Origin of the sequence: Halobacillus mangrovi, assembly GCF_002097535.1 — a bacterium.
Taxonomy (GTDB): Bacteria; Bacillota; Bacilli; order Bacillales; family Halobacillaceae; genus Halobacillus; species Halobacillus mangrovi_A.
The window spans coordinates 3801441-3821881 of the sequence record NZ_CP020772.1 but is presented as its reverse complement, the minus strand read 5'-3'; the positions used below and the strand labels follow the sequence as shown (position 1 = coordinate 3821881).

General features: G+C 36.9%; 16 protein-coding genes. 11 read left to right on the top strand and 5 right to left on the bottom strand.

Features of this window, described 5'->3' with window-relative positions; translation table 11 throughout:
• Positions 1-154 precede the first annotated feature (154 nt).
• The 4 genes from HM131_RS18985 to HM131_RS18970 all read right to left on the bottom strand — a co-directional run bounded on the left by HM131_RS18985 (position 155) and on the right by HM131_RS18970 (position 6636).
• Positions 155-1282, bottom strand: a complete 1128-nt coding sequence (locus tag HM131_RS18985) for a GerAB/ArcD/ProY family transporter (protein WP_085031253.1) — start codon at positions 1280-1282, stop codon at positions 155-157.
• A gap of 48 nt (positions 1283-1330) precedes the next feature.
• Complete coding sequence (locus tag HM131_RS18980) at positions 1331-2539, bottom strand: Ger(x)C family spore germination protein (RefSeq protein WP_198162685.1); 1209 nt, start codon at positions 2537-2539, stop codon at positions 1331-1333.
• Positions 2532-4100, bottom strand: a complete 1569-nt coding sequence (locus HM131_RS18975) for a spore germination protein (protein WP_085031251.1) — start codon at positions 4098-4100, stop codon at positions 2532-2534. The genes HM131_RS18980 and HM131_RS18975 overlap by 8 nt, the downstream gene beginning before the upstream one ends.
• Positions 4101-5781: 1681 nt before the next feature.
• A complete protein-coding gene (locus HM131_RS18970; RefSeq protein ID WP_085031250.1) occupies positions 5782-6636 on the bottom strand; it encodes a LysR family transcriptional regulator in 855 nt (284 codons plus the stop codon).
• A gap of 191 nt (positions 6637-6827) precedes the next feature.
• Here HM131_RS18970 and HM131_RS18965 point away from each other — a divergent pair, with 191 nt between their 5' ends.
• From HM131_RS18965 to HM131_RS20830, 6 genes are all read left to right on the top strand, one after another.
• Entirely contained in the window at positions 6828-7940 is a 1113-nt protein-coding gene (locus HM131_RS18965) for a 2-methylaconitate cis-trans isomerase PrpF family protein (protein ID WP_085032130.1), read from the top strand.
• Positions 7941-7952: 12 nt separating this feature from the next.
• Entirely contained in the window at positions 7953-8954 is a 1002-nt protein-coding gene (locus HM131_RS18960; RefSeq protein WP_085031249.1) for a Bug family tripartite tricarboxylate transporter substrate binding protein, read from the top strand.
• Positions 8955-8997: 43 nt separating this feature from the next.
• Entirely contained in the window at positions 8998-9474 is a 477-nt protein-coding gene (locus HM131_RS18955) for a tripartite tricarboxylate transporter TctB family protein (protein WP_198162684.1), read from the top strand.
• Between the two features lie 61 nt (positions 9475-9535).
• Positions 9536-11080 (top strand): tripartite tricarboxylate transporter permease, encoded by a 1545-nt coding sequence (locus tag HM131_RS18950; protein ID WP_085031247.1) that lies wholly within the window; start codon positions 9536-9538, stop codon positions 11078-11080.
• Positions 11081-11106: 26 nt separating this feature from the next.
• A complete protein-coding gene (locus HM131_RS18945; RefSeq protein ID WP_085031246.1) occupies positions 11107-11352 on the top strand; it encodes a biotin/lipoyl-containing protein in 246 nt (81 codons plus the stop codon).
• Between the two features lie 1169 nt (positions 11353-12521).
• Positions 12522-12680, top strand: a complete 159-nt coding sequence (locus HM131_RS20830) for a hypothetical protein (RefSeq protein WP_157130870.1) — start codon at positions 12522-12524, stop codon at positions 12678-12680.
• Positions 12681-13200: 520 nt separating this feature from the next.
• Here HM131_RS20830 and HM131_RS18940 read toward each other — a convergent pair.
• The gene (locus HM131_RS18940) at positions 13201-13650 is read right to left on the bottom strand and encodes a DUF1569 domain-containing protein (RefSeq protein ID WP_085031245.1); all 450 of its coding nucleotides are present in this window, start codon (positions 13648-13650) and stop codon (positions 13201-13203) included.
• A 315-nt stretch (positions 13651-13965) separates the two neighbouring features.
• Here HM131_RS18940 and HM131_RS18935 point away from each other — a divergent pair, with 315 nt between their 5' ends.
• The 5 genes from HM131_RS18935 (at position 13966) to HM131_RS18915 (ending at position 20357) form a co-directional block, all read left to right on the top strand.
• Positions 13966-14289: a nucleotidyltransferase family protein gene (locus tag HM131_RS18935; protein WP_085031244.1), complete on the top strand. Its 324-nt coding sequence runs from the start codon at positions 13966-13968 to the stop codon at positions 14287-14289.
• Positions 14265-14663, top strand: a complete 399-nt coding sequence (locus HM131_RS18930; RefSeq protein WP_085031243.1) for an HI0074 family nucleotidyltransferase substrate-binding subunit — start codon at positions 14265-14267, stop codon at positions 14661-14663. The genes HM131_RS18935 and HM131_RS18930 overlap by 25 nt, the downstream gene beginning before the upstream one ends.
• Before the next feature lie 582 nt (positions 14664-15245).
• Entirely contained in the window at positions 15246-16892 is a 1647-nt protein-coding gene (locus HM131_RS18925; RefSeq protein ID WP_085031242.1) for an extracellular solute-binding protein, read from the top strand.
• Between the two features lie 46 nt (positions 16893-16938).
• Complete coding sequence (locus HM131_RS18920) at positions 16939-18822, top strand: sensor histidine kinase (protein WP_085031241.1); 1884 nt, start codon at positions 16939-16941, stop codon at positions 18820-18822.
• Positions 18819-20357, top strand: coding sequence for a response regulator transcription factor (locus HM131_RS18915; protein ID WP_085031240.1), 1539 nt, complete (start codon positions 18819-18821; stop codon positions 20355-20357). The genes HM131_RS18920 and HM131_RS18915 overlap by 4 nt, the downstream gene beginning before the upstream one ends.
• Positions 20358-20441 lie beyond the last annotated feature (84 nt).

Below are 20441 nucleotides of genomic sequence, written 5' to 3'. Positions count from 1 at the left end.
AAATGAACTAGTCTCATTCATAGGAGTGAATAACAATTAAAATATGGTTTATCTTCATATTAAACCTCGTCTTAGTTACCATTACAGCCTATATTATGGATTATTTACAAGGCATAACGGTCAAGAATGTGATTCTCCAACTTTATAACCCTGTTTATATGCTGTTATTTTCACTAGTTCTCCCTTGTTTGTGCTTACTAACTTTTTCTTTAATGAAAGCAATGAGACAATAAAGAATAGGGAAACCGACAGCAAAGAGTGGAAAAATGGTTTTTAGAGCAAACGTCCCTTCATCTAAATGAGCTGGAAAATTATCTGCAATAATTATGGATGTGTATAAAATGACAATTGCTGTCGGTATAATCAGCTTTTCTTTTTTATCTACTTTGAATAAGTCTGACATTGCGACAATAGCGGCATAATAAAACACAGCGATTTTAAAAAATGCACCAATGATTAATACTAGGACCGCCATTACATCTAGATGTTCAATAAAGTCCAAGATTTCTACTCCTTGAATCGCACTCAACAAAGGAAATTGTGACCGAGTCACGACATCCACTCCTAGGACAGCTAAATTTATAAAAGTAGAATAGCTAATCAGGATACCGCTTAACAAAATGCCTGCAACCCCCGTTTTTAAAATATTTTTCCTATTTTTGATATAAGGAAGCAGGAAAGTGAAAGCTACCATTTCACCAAAGGGAAACATTATGGTGTTGGTGTAAACAGTCTTAATGATAGGCTTCCATCCAAACTCGAATACAGGTAAAACTTGCTTTATATCTACCAATCCAGACAAATAAAAAAATAATGTACCAAAAAAACCTAAAATTATCACTCCGCCCCAAAAAACTTCAGCCGTTCTGGCAAGTACCTCCATTCCCTTATAGAGAATATAGGCTATCGAAAAGATCATTAACCCACTAATAAACAAGATAGGGGTTTGATCTAAAACGGAAGCACCAAGGAGCCCTCCTACATCACGCAAATCCCTAGATGCTCCATAAATCAAGAAAGGGATGTAGAGTAACCCTATGAACCCACCAATATAATTTCCTAATAACTTCTGGGAGTAACCAATTAAAGATAGATCGGGATAGCGGGTGTAGAGATAATAGTAAATCAGGAATAGCAAGACCCCTCCGAAAATACCTATAAAAATGGCAATCCAGGCATCTTTTTTTGCATCTAAGCCACTTCCAACAACCAAATTTGTTCCAAAAACAAATAAATTAATCAATACAAAGAATTGTAACAAACTTATTTTTTCCTTTACCATTATCCTCACCTCTCATTCTTCAAGTACTCTCGATCTCAGTTGACCTTTCTATTCCTTAATGTAGGATTCTTTCCTCATTCCTGTTTCTATTACATAAGAATCTACTTTAATATTGACTTTCAATTCGGGAAAGATCTCCTCATAATCTTTTTTAATTTTCTCTCTCCAGATCTTTGGATTTTCGCGATTTATGGCCTCACCAAAGCCAAAAACATCACTATTCTCTTCTTTAGCTATTTGAATGGCCTGTTCAATCTCTACTTTGGTTTTTTCTTCGATTTGTTTTTCAATTTTCGAGATTGTATCACGGTTCGTTAGATCTATCTCACAAAGAACTTCCTCCATTTCTCCTTCTTGCTTCACGTGAATATCAATGGTTGGTATCCCGTTTGTTTCAGTGGCTCGAAGAGAAGTACGAGTATCTGTCACATTAAATGAAATAGCATTAGGTTTTTCATCACAACTTAAGTTAACGATTGTGCTATCAATTTTATTAATGATCCATAGCATGCCGCGCGCTTTCTCCCTGTCTACCCAGCGAATCAGCTTCCCTTTTTTAAAAATCGCTAATCCCTCAGACTTAATTAGGGAATTTGGTGTGGTTTGTTCAATATTTGCCGTACTTTCCCCGTCTTTTGATTGCCCTAAAATACTAACCCCGCTTGCAAGCGGCTCAATCCCATCACTTGTCAGTTTTTTTACGAATTCCATAATTTTTACTTGGAGCGTTTCCCCTAATGTCTGTCCTGATACTTCACTTGTCTTCACAAGCTTTTGCCCAGGGATTTTTTCTAATGGAGAAAGGATACTTAATATATTTTTGGCGGTATTGTCTTTTGCGATAAGGACCCTAGGAGTTGACCTAAACTCCTGATTTCTTTCCAATAAATCAAAGATGACCTCAATTCCACTTCTCGCTAATCCTTCACCGAATACCACCGTTTGGGTATAAGGAAAATAGATTTTCCTTGGAGTTTGCTCAGAGACCCTCCTTATGGCTGATATTAACGTGTCTCCTTTAGCTGAATAAATCGTCGTGGTAGAAGCCCGGCCAGGAGTAGATTGCTCTCCACCAACGACCTCTGCCGGATTTACAAGTTCAATGGTCACTTCATATCTTCCCTCTTCTTCAACCTTATCTATGCCTAACGCCGTGACAATTGAGAAACCATCCATTTCCCTACTATTCCAGCATCCTGTAAGAAGAGATGTAACTACAATTAACATGATGATAGTCACTAACCGTCTACTAGCCATTGGAGTCACCATCTTTGTTCAATTGGTTGGCCGATTTTACAGAATTATCTTTTTTTAATGTAACCTTTTGTTTTAGCCTTTGCGGCAGCCTTATGAATGTATCTGCCTGAGCCGTAAGATTGAAAGGAGATAATGGTTCTAAATAAGGCCTTCCAAAAGAGCGTAAACTATTCATATGACCTACAATCATGAGGACAAGCAAGGTCATTCCATAAAAACCTGCCGTAGCTGCTGAAATCATTAGTATAAAACGAAGAATTCGCGCTGGTATACCAATATTAAATGATGGAACCGCAAAGCTTGAAATAGCTGTAATCCCTACCACAATAACCATCGCGGGGGAAATGATCCCTGCTTGGACAGCGGCTTCTCCAATAACAATGGCGCCAACAATGGAAACTGCTTGCCCAACAGCTCTCGGCATGCGCACCCCTGCTTCTCGTAATATTTCAAAGGTGACTTCCATAATTAAAGCTTCAAAGAACGCTGGAAAAGGCACCCCTTCCCGTTGGGCAGCAAGATTAATAAGTAAAGGAAAAGGAAGCATTTCTTGATGAAAGGTCGTCAACGCAATATAAATCGAAGGGGCAAACAATGAAATAAAGAATACAAAAAATCTTAATAACCGTAAAAGAGTAGCCATATCTGCTCTTTGGTAGTAATCCTCCGGCGATTGAAAAAACTGAAAAAACGTCGCAGGAGCAATGAGTACAAATGGTGTTCCGTCAATTAAAATAACCACTCTCCCGTCAAGCAGGTTTCCTACTGCCGCATCCGGACGTTCTGTATTCATTAACTGCGGAAAAGGGGTCGCTGTCTGATCCTGAATAAACTCTTCTATATTTCCTGATTCAATAATAGAACCTGTCTCTATTTTCTCTAATCTAGTTTTAACTTCTTGTGTTAAATCATCTTTAGCTATGCCCTTGATATACATAACCCCAATATTTGTTCTCGATACTGTTCCTATTTGGAAGGTTTCAAGTCTTAAATTGGCATTTTTAATTCTCTTTCTAATCAACGTTACGTTTACTTTCAAAGACTCAGTAAATGAATCCTTAGGTCCTCTGATAACCGTTTGGGAAGTCGGTTCTTGAATCGAACGCTCTTCCCACCCTTGAGTTTCCCCGCTGATGACCTCGTTCCATCCATCCATCATAATCAGAGTATTTCCTGAAAGGACAGATAGGACCAGATGATCCCAATCGTTAACGATCTTCACGTTAGATAATGTTAAAGCATTCATTCTTAGGTCGTTAAAGACGGCCTCTTTAGGTGTATATTTATCAAGTTCACAATTATTGAACATTAAAGATTCCATAATGAATTCGTTCACCAATGTTTGGTCAACAAGCCCATCCATAAAAATCGAAACGATCCGGATTTCTTTGTTCCTCCCCGTGTTCAATTCTCTTATGACTATTTCAGAACTATCACCAAACTCTTCAACTAGTTTTTTTATGTTTTTAGAAATGTCTTCAGAGATGGGGGATGCTTTTTGTGGTTCACTTGCTTTATTCTCCTGATTCTTCTTATGAAATGGATTCCAGTTAAAACTCATGATTAACTCCCCTAACCAGTAGTCTGACTCTTCTACATCTTGTCCATAAATGGGGAGCGTTTATACCTCATTGGTTGATGCCAAATCCCTACCCTAGGCAAAACTCTATGGTTACATGAAGACGTCCCTTCAAAGGTTCAAAAGTTCGGGAAAAGCTCAGCTTAATAGTAATTCAAATCTAATCAAGTTTTTAAAAGATTTAAATTGGGAGGTTAAATGTTACTTAGGAATATTTTGATTCCTTTTCTGAAGTAAGTATTGTTTAGACTAAAAGATTCAAGGTTTTACCTTTAAAAACAATCTTCGTAATACGTATATTTGGTTAATTTCCGGGAAAGAGTGTATGCGATTAAAAATTTAACACACCAAAAATAGCTATGGCTTAAATATATTGTACGTACCCATCACAATGAAATCTCAAAGCTTATTTCTTGCATCTCGCACTTCTTCCCATGTCCAAACAAGTCCAAACAAGGACATTGCTGGAAAATATGTAACCATTCCTTCTCCAAATATGGTCCCTTTAAAAAGGTCAGTTCCTGGGATGCTAAGCTGTAGCTGTTTTTGACTGGATTTAGACTGGAAACCGTGCACAAACTATGAAGTTTTATTTAATTAGGAGGTAGAATTTTTTATTAGAAGCGCTGATAATATAGGGGTTTAAAACTTTATTTGTACTTATTTATACTAACAAAGGTATGGGCGGCATGATGTGATAGCCCCCAAAACCCCTTCATCATAGGGTTTAAGAACAATTTGACTGGATTATGACTGGTTTTTAAAATTGTTTATAAAATATAGAGGTCTCTCAAGAGTTCATAAACTTTTGGGAGGCTTTTCTTTTATTCTTAAATTGTAAAAATGCAAGCGGGAAAGGGTTGATTTTTTGAAATAATGGTGATTCAAGACAATTAATCTCAAAACTGAGTTTACAAGTATAGGGCAGGTTAGTTGAAGACTCAGTTTCGAGATATTTAGTAATTAGAGCCGAAAATTGAAAGTATTAATATAACAGCACTGTTCAAGAAGCAATTAAATATTGATTTACAGACAATGGAGAATATTGCAATTTTTTATTTGTTGCTCTATCTTTGTTCCCTTGTATAGCAAACAAAAGTGAGACTAATTAACTTGTAGCGACCTATCGTGGCTACCTAAACTACCTAAAGAATAACCCATAAGAAAATAGGTTAATCAGATACTTTGGTAAACGTTATAAAACAAAGAAGATCAATAATGTACATTGTAATCGTTTTAATTAATTGCAGGTTTATATGCCACAATCATTGGAGCAGGAGTATTATATTATCCCATTAATCTTAAAAGCAATTATTGATTTGTTATATACAAAGAAAGCAGATTTAAACCCCATTCACGAGTGAAGCTATATGCTTTAGTCATTGTTATGTATTTGGGGGTAGTTTTGACATTCGGTATGGCATACATAGATTAGAAGCTTTCCGGTAAATTGTTGTTAAGCATCTTTGCTATCTGGTTAATGCAAGGATTTTTGAGACCTAACGTTTGAATTGACAAGAGGTATTACAAGTGGAAGAACGATAAAGAAAATGAGAATCAATATGAAGTATAATGCTTTAAGAGTGTGCAAATTTTTTTCAATCGATATCGTTAATCTGGGGAAAACTCCCTCCCCCAAACTTTTAATTAAATCTTCAGATTCTTAATGTTTTTCAAGAAGAAAATCAACAAAAGCTTCCACAACAGAAAGTTCCATATGAGATTGGTTATACGACATCCAGGTTGAACGAGTAATCGGTTTGTGATCGATGTATAATTGACTCATGAATTCTGGGTCTACATCCTGTAAGCAAATCCCTGGAAATAATCCGTATCCTAGACCGTGTAAAACCATCTCTTTGCATGTTTCCATACGGTCCACTTCCATTGTAGTAAAAGGAGGGGTATCATAATTTTCATTCCACCAGGATTGCAGTAAAGATTTTAAGGTATGATCCGTCTCATAACTAATTTGCGGTAAAGCAGGTAAATCATCTAGCTCAATTTTTTTCAAAGAAACTAACCAAATAGCCTCTTCATTTAACAAGTGCTTTTGATCCTTCCAATGGTAAGAACCCCTGATAATTCCAATATGAACTTCTCCTTTACGTAGCATTTCATAGATTTCTCTACTCCAACCAGTTCGAACATTGATTTCAATCTGCGGGTACCTTTCATGGAACATTTTTAGGATATGCGGCAATTTATATCTTGCATATATCGTACTTACTCCTAAACGAAGTGTTCCACTAATTTGCTCATTCATATTTTCTATGTTTTCTTTCGTTTCTCTATGTAAATGAATTAAATCTTCGGCGTAATTTACTAAATATTCTCCCTGGGATGTAAATTCTATGCCTCTTTTTCCTCGAGTGATAATGGTTGTATTAAATTCCTTTTCTATTTGTTTAATCCGGTAAGTTAAAGCAGGTTGAGAAATATATAGTGCTTCTGCGGCTTTCGTTATATTTCTTGTTTTGTTAAGGGTCCGAAGTAGTTGACAGTCTTTATTTTCCATCTTCATACCTCCATCATAAAATTTTTTTATGGAATTTAATAAAAAATGAATATTTTATTTATCAATTCCAGTGTACTACACTTTTCATTAATAAATAGTTTAAAAGTTCAAAAAAGGAGGTTGTCTTTTTATTTGTTATGAACCAGATTAATCGAAGTAAAATGAATATTGGATATAAAGAAGGGATAGAAATGCAACGCACACCATGTGTCATAATGAGAGGCGGAACAAGCAAAGGGATTTTCATTAAATACGAAGATATGCCGAACGATCCTGATACCTGGGAACAATTTTTATTAGATGTTATGGGTAGTCCAGATTCAAGACAAATTGATGGATTAGGAGGAGCGAATTCATTAACAAGTAAAGTAGCTATTATAAAAAAGTCAGAACGACAGGATATTGATGTTGAGTACACCTTTGGACAAGTGAGTTTAACAGATGAGATTGTAGATTTCAAAGGTAATTGTGGAAATATATCCTCAGCTGTGGGTCCCTATGCTATTGATGAAGGTTATGTAAAAGCGATTACACCAGTTACGAAAGTAAGCATTCTAAATACAAATACCAATAAAGTAATCGTAGCAGAAGTAGAAGTTGAACAAGGGATGGCCAAACAATCTGGAAATGTAGAGATTCCGGGTGTACCTCATCCTGGACCTCCCGTTTATTTAACGTTTCAAGATCCTGAAGGGTCTCTGACAGGAAGATCTTTACCTAGTGGAAGAGCGATGGATTTACTGAAGACTAGTTTCGGTGATGTCTATGTATCCATTGTGGATTGCGCTAATCCTGTTGTTTTTGTAAGAGCACATGATATAGGGTTAAAGGGTGCCGAGTTGCCTGATGAATTTGAATATAAGATTCTAGAAAAACTGGAAGAAGTTAGATCACTTGGAGCTGAAAAAGCTGGGATTATTGAAAAGCATTTAGCTACCGTAAAATCACCTGCTGTGCCTAAACTAGCCATTGTTTCTCCGTCAATGGATTTTGTAGATCGAATGGGCGTCCTAAGAAAGAAAGAAGAGATGGATATCGTGATACGCATGATGTCCATGCAAAAGCCTCACCAATCTTTGGCTATCACAGGAGCCATCTGTACAGCCGTTGCTTCTAAGATACCGAATTCCATTTTTAAGACGATTACAGATAATCCATCTGATACTATAAAATTAGCACATCCTGCTGGGATCATGAGCACTTTTGTGAAATATGAACAGGGAGAGTTACAATATGTAAAAGTCTTACGAACAGCAAGAAGGATCATGGAAGGTTATGTCTATACGAGGCTTCAATACATTTAAGGGAGGAATTGTATGGAGAAGGTAAGGCGTTATAGTCTTGTTCTTATTGTAAGCGCTTTAATTATGGGATTGATGGGCTGCGAACTAAAGACATCTGCGGGAAGTAATGGGGAACAAAATTTCCCTAACCACCCTATGGAAGTTGTGATTCCATTTGGTGAGGGAGGGGCAAGTGATACGTTTGCTAGAAAATTTACGGACATTATAAATGAAACTTCACCTGAACCCTTACAAGCGATCAACAAAGGGGGAAGTGGTGGTTTAGTGGGAATGATATACGCAGAAAAGCAAGCCAACGATGGGTATACGGTGTTAGAAGTTACACCTTCGCATGTGATCAGTGATGTTCTTGAAAGAGGAAAAGGAGTAGAACTACAACAGGACTTTGAACCTTTGGTTCGCATCCAATCGGATATTTATATTTTATCCGTACCTATTGATAGTAAAATAAATAACTTTGAAGAATTAATTGAGTCAAGTAAAGAAAATACTTTAACATTTGGAGGTATCAGCCCAGGCGGTTTAGATGATCTTACTTTAAAGGCTTTGGCTGAAGAGACGGGGATGAAAGTTAAGTTTATTCCCTATAAATCTGGTTCAGAAGTAAAAGCAGCTGTGCTCGGGGGAGAAGTGGATGTTTATTTAGACAAAATTATTTCTTCAATTGGCTATATTAAAGATAAAAAGGTAAAGCCCCTTGTAGTCTTAAACGATGAACGGATAAGCAAGGTAGACGAATTACGCGATGTGCCCACTACTAAAGAGCTGGGCTACGATACTACTATAGGGTCATGGAGAGGGTTTGTGGTAGAGAAAGGTACCCCTGAATACGCTAAAGAATTTTATATTAACCAAATGAAGGAAGCTTATTCAACTGACGAATATCAGCAATTCGCAGAAAAAAATTTAGTTGATATTCGAGAAGGGTTTTTGGGACCAGAAGAGTTTAAGCAACAGTGGGAAGAAGAATATCAAACCTTTACTAAAGTAGCTAAAGAAACTGGGTTAAAATAAAGGCAGGCGGAAGCTAATCCGCCTCCTCAAAGGAGGTATTTTGGTGGGAGAGATTATTTTTCATATTGTTCTTATCGGTGTTTTGGTGGTGTTTCTGAATGCATCCTATGGGATTTCTACTGAGGGTGCCATCGATCCGGTTGGGCCGGCAGCGTTTCCGCAATTTTTACTATATTTAGCCATTTTGTTAGCGCTAATTTCTCTATTTCGTGCAATTAAGAAGTGGAGGGGTGAAAGAAAGACGTCTGACACAGCGTCTATTATTAATCTACCAGTAGTGGGTATGTTGGTAAGTCTCCTTGTGTTTCTACTTTTAATTGATTATTTAGGGTTCATTTTCGCCTCAATGATCCTATTATTTTCCCTTTTTTACCTTTTAGGTCAAAAGAATTGGTTTAAGATTACAATTCAATCGATTATTTTGCCATTGGCCTTTGCCTTTTTGTTTGGAAACGTATTGAGTGTTCCTCTCCCTAGAGGGTTCGGAATGATAGAAATTCTTAGTTACTACGTCTATTAGTCAGTTTTATGCGCTCACAAAAAACACACATTTTAAATTTGAATCGTAAGGAGGAAAAAGTGTGGATGTACAATTTCTAGCAGAAGGCTTTCAAACGATTATTCAGCCAGCAAATTTGATACTAATATTTGCTGGAATGTTGATAGGAGTTTTATTCGGTTCTCTCCCCGGGATTAGTTCTTCTATGGGGATCGTTTTGATGCTGCCATTCACTTACTATATGGGTGTATTACCCTCTATTATTTTACTTGTAGCGCTCTACGCTGGTGGAGCATACGGAGGTTCCATCACAGCTATTCTTTTTAATACTCCTGGAACGCCTGAGTCGGTAGCTACCACATTTGATGGGTATCCAATGACCAAACAAGGGAAGGCAGGAAGGGCACTTGGTTTGGCTATTAGTGCATCAGCATTTGGTGGGGTATTTGCTGCCATAATCATGTTATTATTGGCACCACCTCTTTCTAAAATAGCTTTACATATTCAAAGTGCCGAATATTTTGCGTTAGCTTTACTAGGTTTAATGGTGATTGCATCCATTGGGTCAAAAAGTCCTTTGAAAGCAGGGATTTCAGGTATATTGGGAATATTACTCGCGATGATTGGTTTAGACCCTATTATGGGAGCGGAGCGGTTTACCTTTGACAGTATATATTTAGTGAACGGCGTAGAGTTTATTCCAATCATGATTGGGGCTTTTGCTTTAGCCGAAGTATTTAACCAGGTCATTGAAAAAACTGAAAGCGCTAACAATCATAAAGATACAAAAGTATCTATGGAAACCATCAAAATCATTCAAATGCTCAAATATAAATGGGTATTACTTAAGTCAGCGGTATTAGGAACACTAATTGGAATTCTTCCTGGCACGGGTGGATCCATTGCATCAATTGTCTCATATGGTGAAGTCATGCGGTCCAGTAAAAACAAAAAGAAGTTTGGTGAAGGTGCAGAAGAAGGAGTTATTGCTCCTGAAACCTCAAATAATGCTGCTGCAGGAGGGGCTATAATTCCAACCTTAGTGTTAGGAATACCGGGAAGCCCAACTACAGCAGTTATTCTTGCAGCGTTAGTACTGCAAGGACTTCAACCAGGACCACAATTAATGAGTGCACAGCCTCTTCTTTTGTACTGTATTTTCTTTTCCATGTTAATTGCAAGTATTACAGTTCTTATTGGTGGAAGAATCGGAGTCAAGGCTTTTGCGGCAACCTTAAAACTTCCATACTATATACTGGGTCCCTTTATCGTCATCTTGTCCATTATAGGCTCCTATGCTGTTTCAAATGATATGTTCCAAGTCTATATCATGGTTATATTTGGGGTAATCGGATTCTTTATGAAAAAGTTCAATTTCTCTCCGGCAGCTATGATTCTAGGGTTAGTGTTAGGACTGATGATGGAAGAAAACTTCCGAAGACATTTATTAGTAACAAGTGGAGATTTTTTATCATTCTTTACCCGTCCAATATCACTAATAATTATCCTTATAGCGGTAGCAGCATTGTTTCTCCCAATGCTTCCTAAGAAAAAGAAGCAAAAGGTAAGTTCATTACCGAATCAAGATGAGAATGATTACGGAGAGAAAAAAGTAGTTTCGAAATAACTTTACTAAAATAAAGAGGTGTAAACATGCTGGCTGAACAGGTGATCTCCCCTTGTCATGGAGAAGTAAAAGAAGTGTTTGTCCATAATGGTGACTACATTTATGAATGGGAGACTTTATTTGTAATAAAAGGAGAGGAAACTGAAGCAGAAGTTTCTATCGGAATAAGTGGAAATGTTAAAAAGTTATATATAAAAAAAGGAGATAGAGTTGCTCCTAAAATGGTGTTAGCTACATTAGAAGATGATATGGTTATCTCTGGAAGTGACTAATGATTTTTTTGGATCAAGAACATCAGGATTGTTTATTAGAAAAGTTACAGATTCTAATCAAAAGTATACAATATTTTATGATTTAGGACTGGCCGTTGGATAAATAGTATTCAATACAATAATAGTAGAGGTTTTAAGCGCTGATCTACTATTATTTATTTTACTATGGGGAAGGGTGGATAATATGATCTTTCTCTTAGCCCCTCAATATATTATATAGGCGATTAATTAAAATTGATGTGTTATTCAATTAACGGTGCGTTAGTTCAAGATAATTTTTTATATTTATCTTGAAGTCGAGTCTTCCAGTATAGCCTAGTGGTGTAATGTCAACTGTGAAATGATATCGAATTGGAAATTAGTTTTTGGGCAGGTTAGTTGAAGACTTGAATTTTAGATAATCTTTGTTTAAAACACTTAATTTAAAGAAGGGATATATCTATTTTGTTTAATGTATTAACTTAGGAGCATTAATTATATTCAGTTTAGATGGGGTGTATAAATGTCGTTTTTATTATCTAAAGAAAATGCTAGAACTATTAAAATGTCTGATATAGGAAGATCCATTTGTTTTAGTCTGAAATTTAGGTGTTTTGGTGACTGGATACTGTTGATAAAGTATTAAGACTTATTGTGGTTAATAAATTTACTTGTTAAGGAAAATCTTGGTTTAACAAGGTTCTACAGGGTCTGGTATAGTCTTTTAACTAAGCGAGTGAATGGGCAGCATGATATGATAGCCCTCAAAACCCCTTCATCATAGGGTTTAAGAACAACTTGTCTGAATTATGACTGGTTTTTAAAATTGTTTATAAAATATAGAGGTCTCTCAAGAGTTCAAAAACTTTTGGGAGGATTTTCTTTTATTCTTAAATTAAAAAATGCATGTGGTAAAGGGTTGATTTTTTGAAATAATGGTGATTCAAGACAATTATTCTCAAAACCGAGTCTTCAAGTATAGGACCGGAATATAATAGAAATTCACTCCAGTTGAAACTACCGGAAGCTGCCTCTTTCAACCACTCCTTTCCAACTTTCGATACTTATCGTTTTAAGTTTGACACGATTTATGAGGGATCCATAAATGAGTAGTTACCCTTGCGCGTGTTTTGTTATGAAGGGAATAAATCCTTTCTGTCGAAATAGTTCGATAGGAGGGAGGTGATGGAATGCAGCACCCATCATCAAAGCTTGATTATCTTATTGTTTACTTGGAAACCCTTTCGAAAATTAAGAGCGGGGATGAAGAAACGTATCCTGCGTGGGTTAATGAAAAGATGCAACAAACATGTGAACAGATTGAAGCCTTAAGCAAACAACTTTACTAAATTATGGCATCCCATAACGGGGTGCTTTTTCATGCTAACAAAACTATTAAAGAAATTGGTACAAGGGAAAGTGTTATGAACAATTGACCCATTGACCTTAAAAGAGAAGTTAAAGAAGAGATAGTAATTCGAGGTGAACCAACTTGGAAAAAATGGACCGGCCATTTCTTTATTGCAAATTCTGTGAGAGGGATACCTTCCTTGTATGAAATAAATAGATAAAATAAAGGGACTTCGTTTTGTGAAGGACTATGCTCAAGTTGAATTTCCCGAAGTGCTATTGGAAAGTATTAAATACTTGTTCGACAAAAATCAAGCTTGAATCCACATATTGTTATTAGAGGAAATAGAGTTCTTCCCATTTGTTTATCTCGAAATCGAGTCTTCAGCAATAGGTGGCAATTGTTCAATAAAGCCTTAGCCCTTTATTACATAAGCATCAGGAATATCAGGTCATTAAGCTATTTAACTGACAAACCAGGGTACTTTAAGATGGTACGGTATACTTAAACTCCTGCTACTAAACACCAAATTGTTTTAAATGGTGGTCAAGATGCTTGTAGATTCCTTTTCCCCATTGTTCGGAAGTAAGTTTTCCGAAAAAAGGATGTGGATGATCTGTACAAGCCTCTGGTCCATTCTTTTGAAATATTATTATTTTTTGTGTCAATTTATCTCTTTCTATATCAAAATCTCTTTTACTTGTAATTAAAATGGTGGGAATAGTCGACATATTGTGGTCTAAAGGTTTGTCATTATAAAAGATGGGTTTTGCCAATCTACCTACTAATAACCCTAACCAACCTCTTTGGGGTAAAGAGTATCCCATTGCGATGTCTTGGAAAGCTGAGCAATGAGCTAACATTTGAGAGACATCCATTTTTCCCCATTTTGGTTGTGAATCTACATTTAAGTTTTTGATGCGATTTAATATCTCATCTGTATATGTGATCTCAAAAATATTATTCATTAGAATACTCCTTTAGTTTTTTATTTTAACCAAAAAATGCTCTTGATCATTTAATATATAATTCAATGCAACCGTTATTTAATCCTTTTAACTAAGGGGTGCTTTAGTTTAAAATCTGCTTCAAGATATCTCGGAATCAAGTCTTCCAGATTAGGGGTCTTATCCTTAATATAGCGCAATCTAAATTTAGGTTCTGGTGTTGTTAATAAGGGACCTGATAGCCATTCAATTTCTGATAGGGGAAGTGGAGAAGGAAAATCCATAATAGAGAAAATCTACATATGCTATAATGGGACAAAAAGAGGAAGGGATATTATGGGAGGTCCTGCAGATTTACGGGAGCAAGTTTTAGAACAACTAAAATCAATTTTGAATGAACAGCTCGGCAAGGAAAAAGCGCGCGTTTACTTATTTGGTTCTTGGGCCCGAGAGGAAGAAAAACATAGTTCGGATATCGACCTCGCTATCGAATCCGCCTCCCCAATCTCTCCTTTTAAATGGAATAAACTAATCGAGCAAATTGAAGAGTCTACCATTCCTTACAAGGTAGATGTGGTGGATTTACATGATGCTAAAGACTCTCTAGTCCAACAAGTGAAAGAGGAGGGGATTTTATGGAGAGATTACACCAGCGATTAGAAGCAGCAGAAAAAGCGTTGGCTGCCTTTGAAAAGCTAGCTAACCTTAAAAAACCGAATGATGTGGAACGAGATGCAGCGATTCAACGATTTGAATTTTCTTTCGAGGCAAGTTGGAAAGCGGCGAAGCAATATTTATATGACATAGAAGGGGTGGATGCCGGCTCTCCGAAGAGCGTCATTCGCAGTTGCAGGGAGGTCCACTTGTTGGAGGATGAAGAGACTGTTCTGGCTTTGGAAATGGTAAATGATCGTAATTTGACCGTCCATACCTATAATGAAGAAGTGGCCATTAAAATTCATAAAAATTTGACCCGGTATAATAACCTTCTCCATCAATGGGTGGAACGGATGAATAGGAAAGTGATAGAATAGCCATTAAAAGATAAAGCCCCAGACGTGAGCAACTACTTCTAGTTTGTGAACCCAATATTTTAAAAATGCATTAGCTCCAACGGTTAAAGGTCCATTTCTTTTAATTTGAAATATCTAGTTGCGTAGTGACTGGATTATGACTGGATACTGTTAATAAATTTATTTGCTAATGGAAACCTTGAGATAATAAGGATCTGTGGGTCTTAATATTTTCCTATTAATTAGCCGAGTGAATGGGCGGCATGATGTAAGCTGTCATCAAACCCTTAGCTACACAAGGATTTAAAACCCTATAAATGAATATTGACTGGATTTCGTAACATTTAGTCATAAATCTATAAAGCCTCCCCAAAGTTTTGAATTTTTGGGGAGGCTTTTTTATAAAGTAGTAAAAGCAGTGAACTTTTAATAATAAGGATCATTGCTTTTTTTATAGTACATTTAAATTCAACTAGAAGAATAGTAAATATAGATATACACCATATTTAGTAGATTATTCGTAATTTTCAGAGTTATTTGCTCGAATCTCCTACGATCGTACAACTTTTTTCGATATACTAGAAATATAAGCGAGGGATCAACATGCGACTAGAGTCTTTAATTAGAAAACTTATCCTACTCATGCTAGTGGGTGTTTTCTTAACATCCTGCGAAGACATTGAGAAAAATGAAACCGGTTTCCCTGAAGCGGAAAAAGCTGAAGATCAAGTGGTTCATCCTGATAAACCTGGATGGCAGGTCGATACATCTTCCATTACCTTTGATTGGTATGTGAATTTTTCCTGGTTTTCTACGCAATGGGGAAACAACGTCGTTTCTGATTATATCACCGAAAAAACAGGAGTTAAGATTAATTTTATCTCCCCAAAGGGTAATGAAAATGAAAAAATAAACACGATGATTGCTTCTGGTTCTCTCCCTGATTTTATTACAATCGGCTGGTGGGAAGATGGAGAAGAAAAGATAATCGAGCGCGATCTTGTACTCCCTTTAGATGAGCTTGCTGAGGAGTACGATCCTTACTTTTTTAAAGTGGCGAATGATTCAAAGTTAGAATGGTACAAGCAGGAAGACGGTCACGTGTATGGGTACCCCAATGCTTCATCCTCTCCAGAAGATTTTGAAAGATATAAAAACGTGAAGCCATCGAATCAAACGTTTTTAGTACGTAAGGATATGTATGAAGCTTTAGGAAGACCGGATATGAGAACACCTGAAGGGTTTTTGAACGCCTTGAAGGAAGCTCAAGAACAATTCCCTGAAGTGAATGGAGAACCTCTCATTCCTTTGGGGCTGCATGAATTCACTTCTGATGGTAATGATTCATTAGAAGAACACCTTCAAAACTTCTTAGCGATACCTAGGGAGCAGGAAGAGGAAATTTATGATAGGAAAACGGACCCTGAATATATCGAATGGTTAAAGACATTCAGACAAGCAAACGAGATGGGGCTGCTTTCCAAAGATATCTATATTGATAAGCGTGCTCAAATGGAAGAGAAAATTGCAGAGGGCAGATATTTTGCCATGCTTTATCAACGGAGTGATATGGAAGCACAGCAGAAAGAGCTATATGCGAAGGATCCAGATTCCGTTTATATAGCTGTGGATGGTCCGGCTAATTCTGATCTCGATGCCCCTACCCTCCCTGCAGATGGGATATCGGGATGGACAGTTACGCTTATATCAAAGGATGTGAAGGATCCTGTAAGAGCAATACGTTTCTTAAGCTATCTCATTAGCGATGAAGGACAGAAGGATTTTTTCTTTGGCAAAAAAGGGGTCACGTGGGATACCGTCAATGGAAAAAAGCAATTTCTTCCTGAAGTGCTTGATCAACTTCAATCTGACCGTGGGTCATTTAACCAAAAGTACGGGGCTTCTTATACGTATTGGATGCTGATGGACACGAATAAATACTTGGAATGGGCGCCGACTCCGATTGCTCCACTTAAACAATCGATGGACTGGACAAAAGGAAAAACCGTCAACTTTAGTGAATTTGAAGGAATTGACCCTACCGGTACATCGGAAGCGGGAATTGCTGCGAGAAAGATTGACGAGGAATGGGGAAGGGTACTGCCGCTGTTATTGTTAGCTGAATCAGAAGACGAATTTGACCAGCTGTTTCAATCCTTTTTAGAAAAGCGTGAGGAATATGGGTTTTCCATAGTGGAACAGCATAGACAAAAGGTTTATGAGGAGAATCAGCAGAAATTAAACAAGTAGGGTTTAAGAGTTTGTCTATTTACTGAAAGTTGGGAGGGGAAAGGACATGGGTTTGAAATGGAAGAAAATCTTCAAAAGGACAGGGGGGTGGATTAATGAACTTTCCCTCCATAAAAAATTGGTGGTTTTATATCTAGTAATTATCTTAATTCCCATCCTTATCTTCACTTGGAATATTTCTAAGAATAGATTTGAAACATCGATTTATGATGCGAAAAGAGAAAGTGAATACATAGTAGAACTAGAAAAAATGAACATCGAAGAGAACAAGGAAAAGATCCGTCGGACAGCTCAAATTGTGGTCGCCAATCAAGAGCTTACCGAATTTATCAGCCAGAAAGAAGAGCATGAAGTAAAAGAACTCCTGAATTTTAAAAGAGGTACGTTTTCTGATGTTTTACAGTTGAAATATAATAATCCTGCCATTGAAGATATAAATGTTTATGCGGCTAATGAGAAAGTGAAAGAAATGTGGCCGATCATTTATGATGAACGGCGGATCGAAAGTTCGGATTGGTATAGGGACCTTCTCGAATACGAGGGTACAGAGATGTGGAGGTTGAATCAACAAAGTGAGGTCGCTAGTGAAGGCAATGAGAATCTTCAAGAGCCTCAAAAAATATCATTATACCGAGAACTGGAATACCCAAAAGATAAGCATTTAGCCATGGTTGAAATTACGATGCTATTAGAAAAGTTCTTCCCAAAAGTGTTTAACAATGTGGAAAACAAGGAGTCGCAACTGTTTGTCCTGGATGGTAAAAAATCTCTTCATTTCGAACAGACCCAGTCACTATTAAATGATATTAAAGTGAGCCCAAAGGAATTGAAGGAGAAGTTTTATCAGAAAAATTCAGGTGAGATGAATCAAACGATGATGTTCTCAAAGGAAGACGTTCCGTTTCTGGTCGTATCTTCCTATGTAGAGGATTTAGGCATTCACCTGATGCAAGTGAGATCATTAGAAGAAATCTTCTTGGAAAGAGATCAACTTCGAATGATTATCATCCTGGGGGCCTTTTCGTTAATTGTTCTCCTTTCCTTCATCACCCACGGATTAGTCTCGTTAATACTAAAAAAACTCCACCTTCTAATCGAATCCATGAAAAAAGTGGAGAAGGGGGATTTTACAGTTGATGTAGATATCCAGGGGAGTGATGAAATTGGCAGGTTATCCAGTCATTATCGCAATATGCTAAGTAAGATTAATACGTTAATTGCAGAATCAGTCAATAAAGAAGCGGCCACTAAAGAAGCAGAGCTACATGCTTTGAAGATGCAGATTGACTCACACTTTCTCTATAACACCTTAGAGAATATAAAAATGATGGCTGAGATTGATGGGAAATATGATATATCTGACGCATTAACATCATTAGGAGAAATGATGCGTTACAATCTAAAATGGAAAAAAGACTTTGTATCCTTACAGGAAGAAGTCAATCATATACGAAACTACATCGATCTGATGAATATACGCTTAGATCATAGTTTAGATCTACAGATAGATATTCCACCTGATTTGGAAGGGCAGGATGTTCTGAAGATGAGTTTCCAGCCTATTGTGGAGAATTCAGTTAAGCATGGGTTGCAGCATATCTTACACGAGAGAAAAGGGATCATATCAATCCAGGCTTATACTGAAGGAAATGACATAAAAGTAGTCCTCTCAGACAATGGGGACGGGATGGATCCTGAAGTCCTTCAAAATTTAAGGGTCTCTTTATTGGAAGGAACAGACGTGGCTGAGACATCGAAGCGAATGAAGACAGGAAGTGGAATTGGCCTTTACAACGTACATGAACGTGTACAGTTGTATTATGGTAAGGAATATGGGTTGACTATAAATAGTAAAGAAGGGCATTACACAGAGGTGATCGTCACCATACCTTGTTTAGTTATTGAAGGAGGGGGAGGTTTATCAGCATGATGAAGGTTGTAGTTGTAGATGATGAACGAATGATCCGCTTAGGTATAAAAGCTATGATTGAAAGGAAGTTTACAGAGACGGACATCATGCTTGCATCAGATGGTATAGAAGCTTTAGAATTATGTCGAAATAATCCTATTGACCTCGTCATTACCGATATAAAAATGCCGCATATGGATGGAATTCAACTCATAGAAGAATTGCAAGGAATAGAAATACCCCCGTTCGTTATCATCTTGAGCGGGTATGATGATTTTTCGTATGCCAAGCAGGCCATTCAATTTCAAGTGATGGATTATTTGCTGAAACCTGTGGATCGCAATGAATTGTTTGCGTTGATTAACAAAGCTAAAGATAAGCTGGATGCTAAGCTATCTATACAGAAAGATGAGGATGAGTATCTGGTCAACCAATTGAATTATATGTTACTCAATCCAAAAATGAATGAAAAAAAAGTAGAAGAAGCTGTGCGAAAGTTTCAACTGCATCAGTATTCTTCCGGTTTCTATGCTGGAATTTTTCAATTAAAGAGTAACAAAAGCACCCTAACCAAGGACAATTTCTTTCAACACATCGTGAAGCAGATTCAGAAGTATGACGATGTTTCCCTATGTTTCGTGGATAGTTATGAAAACCTTGTTGTATTTACCGAATGCCTAGAAGGACTCTATGTTGTTTTTGAAGACAATCAATTCGACATAGCCAGTCATTTAGGGGTCGGCATTAGTGACAAGCATGTTTCAATGGGAAAATTAGTTGAGGCCTATGAACAGGCGAATGAAGCATTAGTTTATCGATTTATCTTTCCTCATCAAACAATCCTCACATATGAACAAGTAAAGGCTAAAAAAGAAGATGGAACCATAGTTAACAAACAATTGATTCAAAAGATTTTCAATATGTTAGGAACAAATCGTAACGATGAAATCCGATCATCGTTATTAAACATCTTTAATATAGAAGAGATGAAAGAATGTAAAATCTCCTGTTTAGAACGACTAAATGAGGCTATTAATAGGGTTCTTTTTGATCAGGCTTTTAACCAGATAGGGATGGAATCCATAGAAGTTTTTAAACTTTATGACAAGGTTGGAGATATGTCCAATTTTGAGAGCGTTTATGACTATTTTTACGCAGTTGAAAATTTGACCATACGTCTCCACGAATATATGAAAGAGATGAAAAGCGTTTATTCTGGAGAAAATATCATGGATAAGGCCATTGAATTCATCCATGAGAACGCTCATAAGGATTTGAATATGGCCGTGGTTTCGAACTATGTCTCATTGAACTACTCTTATTTCAGTCATGCCTTCAAAGACTATACAGGGAATAATTTCGTGGATTACTTGAAAAAGGTTCGTATCGAAAAGGCTAAGAAGTTATTATCTGACTCTAACCATAAAATCTTTGAGGTAAGCGAATTGGTGGGATTCGGTAATTCCAAACAATTTTCGAGAGTTTTTCGTGATTTGGAGGGAGTTTCTCCTAAAGAATACCGAGAAAAATTATATACCGAAAGGACTCTTTCCTGAGTATCCTATGCTTGTGTTCATGACACAAGCATTTTTTTGTGCTCTTCTTAGGATATAGATCACAACTTTTCTAAAAGAGAGGCT